The following is a 2,815-nucleotide window of genomic DNA, read 5'->3' as shown; positions in this document are numbered from 1 at the left end:
AAGGGGGTAGGCCCGAAGGCCGTAGGAACAGCGCCCTGTCCCGAAGGGGCGGGAAACACCCCGGCCTTCGGCCGGGGGGATGAGGGGCCGCCCCGAAGGCGCGGGCAAACGCGCTCACGTCACAGGCAACGTGACCCCGGTCGTCGCGCAAACCCGCCCGGAGGGCAGCCCGTACCCCGGTGCGGCACCGACCCACCCACGAACAGAGCGCACGACCGCAACCCACCACCCCCCGCCCCGAAGGGGCGGGAAAACACCCCGGCCTACGGCGACCGCGACCTGGCCGACCAGCGGTTCTGGCGGGCCGACCTGCCCGACGGTGAGAGGCCGGCCGGCGGCCACGGCCGCATCGACAGAACCACGCACCTGCTGGCCCTGGTCGACCCGGTGGACGACACCTACCGGCGGCTGACCCTGCAGAAGGGGGCCCCGGACGCCGTCGCGGCGGGGGCCCAGGGGCACTCAGTCGGCCTGGTTGTCGGCCTGCTTGGGCAGGCAGAACAGCAGGGCCCACAGCAGGGCGAGGAGGCTGCCGACCCACCACAGCACGGTGATGAACGCGTCGCGGTTGAGTGCGGCCTCGGGTGAGCCGCCGGTGGTCGCGAAGAACACCAGGGCGGTCAGCGCGGTGCCCAGGGCGATGCCCAGGTGCATGACGGTATTGAACAGGCCCGAGGCCGACCCCGCGTCGTCATGCGGGACCCGGGCCAGCGACATGTCGGCGAGCGGGCCGCCGACCATGCCGAGACCGAAGCCGATCAGTACCACCGGAGCGGTCATCGCCAGCAGGGTCAGATCCCCCTGACCCGCGTGGATCTGGAACCCGTAGCCGGCCATCGAGGCGAGCGCGATGAGAGCTCCGGCCTGCGGCAACCGGCGGGCGAAACGCCCGCCGCTCCTCGCCACGACCGTCGCACCGCCCAGCTCTCCGACGGAGAGCAGTACGAAGGCCAGGGCCGCATGGAAGGGGCTCATGCCCAGTCCGCGCTGGAGGTAGAGCGTCCAGGTCATGAAGAACAGCCCGCACAGAAGGCCGTGCATCAGCTGCGCGGCCATGCCGCCGGAGAACTGCCGGCCCCGGAAGAGGGACAGAGGCACGAGCGGGGCGTTGCCCTGCTTGCGCTTCTGGTGACGCAGGAAGACGCCGAGGACGAGCAGGCCCGCGGCGAGCAGGGCGAAGCACCACAGCGGCCAGTGATGCAGATGGCCCTCGGTGAGCGGGAAGACGATCAGGACGATGGCCAGCGCGGACAGCAGCATGCCGGTCAGGTCGAGCCGGTCGGCCTTCTTCACGGTCGACTCGGGGATGAACCGGCGCCCCAGGAGGATCACGGCGAGGCCGACGGGCACGTTGACCAGGAAGATCGGCCGCCAGGACAGCCCGAACAGGTCCGCCTCGGTCAGCAGACCGCCCATCACCGGGCCCACGACATTGGCGAGCGACATGACGGCCCCGTACAGGCCGAACACCTTGCTGCGGTTCCGGCCCTCGAAGGTGACATGGAGGGTGGCCAGGATCTGCGGGATCATCACGGCCACTCCCACGCCCTGGAGCGCGCGGGCGGCGATCAGCACGCCCGGCCCGGCAGCGAGGCCGCACAGCAGCGAGGCCGTGGTGAACACGACGGTGCCGATGAGGAGGATTCTCCGGCGGCCGTAGAGGTCGCCGAGGCGTCCGCCGGTGATCAGCCCGACGGCGATGGGCAGTGAGTAGCCGGTGGTCAGCCACTGCACCGTGTCCGGTCCGGCGCCGGTGGACTCCTGGATCGCGGGCAGGGCGGTCAGGACGACCGACTGGTCGATCATGTCCATCAGCTCGGCGCCCAGGAGCACCAAGAGGGCGATCCAGGCCGCCAGGCCCATCTTCGACGGACCGGGTGCGGGCTGGGTCGGGGGCTGGGATGGGGGCTGGGTGGTGTGCTTCGGCTCGTTGTCGAGCGCGGAGGAAGACACGACGGGAAACTCCTGATCCAAAGGAATCGGGGAGCTCTGTCGACGGCCGCGCCGGGGCCGGAAAACACGGAACCCGGGGCAGACGGCAGAGCTGCACCCGGGAAGAAAACTGTGGGGGAGGGTGACGCAACTCAGGCCAGCGCGACGTCCGCCCCCGGACACGTGCGACACAACAGCACGCGGGGAACGCGGACGGCTACATGGCCTGGTTAATAAGTCGTCACCTCAAGATCGACACAGAAGGAACAGGAAATCCGGCCCCTGCCACCGACACCTCGGCACAGGAACTCATCGACGGTAGGACATTCCAGGCTCCGCACGCAAACCGGTTAGTGGGCTCGCCCCTGCCGGTCGACCGCCTCAAGAAGCCTCCCCGGGCACCTCTGCCCGCGCTGCCGGGCCGAACCCGGGTCGCCGTGCGGCTCGCGCACGGGTGCGGTTGCCGGCGCCTGCCACGCCGGCCGCTTCACAAGGGTGTCCCGGCTCGGCGAGCTCCTGCGCGTGCCCACGCCCGCCGACCGCGGGGCCCGGCCGACCGTGGCGCCCCGGCACCCCGCACGCCAAACGCGAGGCTAGCCCGGAGCCGTCGAGGCCGCCCATGCCAACTTCGCCGTCCTCCAGGACACCGGCGGCACCCTCCGCCCCCGTCGAGTCCGCATCCGGCGGCCGGACGGCTCGGTCCCCCCGGCGCCAGCCGGACCCTGATCAATCTCAACGGCACGTTCTGTACCGCAACTGCTCACACCCGGGCGGCCCGTGCCCCGGTGCGGCCCCGACCCCACCCGACCACCGGGCGCGCGACCACAACCAACCGCCCCCGCGCCGAAGGCGCGGACCAAGGCCCCCGGCCTTCGGCGTGGCC

At 71.5% G+C, this 2,815-nt stretch carries 1 protein-coding gene; it reads right to left on the bottom strand.

Features of this window, described 5'->3' with window-relative positions; genetic code table 11:
• Positions 1 to 462: 462 nt before the first annotated feature.
• Complete coding sequence (locus ACSNOD_RS30240) at positions 463 to 1,953, bottom strand: MFS transporter (protein ID WP_436770274.1); 1,491 nt, start codon at positions 1,951 to 1,953, stop codon at positions 463 to 465.
• Positions 1,954 to 2,815: the final 862 nt, after the last annotated feature.

Origin of the sequence: Streptomyces sp. URMC 123 (assembly GCF_051386515.1) — a bacterium.
Lineage (GTDB): Bacteria > Actinomycetota > Actinomycetes > Streptomycetales > Streptomycetaceae > Streptomyces.
The sequence above is the reverse complement of the archived record's forward strand: the minus strand, read 5'-3'. Positions and strand labels throughout refer to the sequence as shown.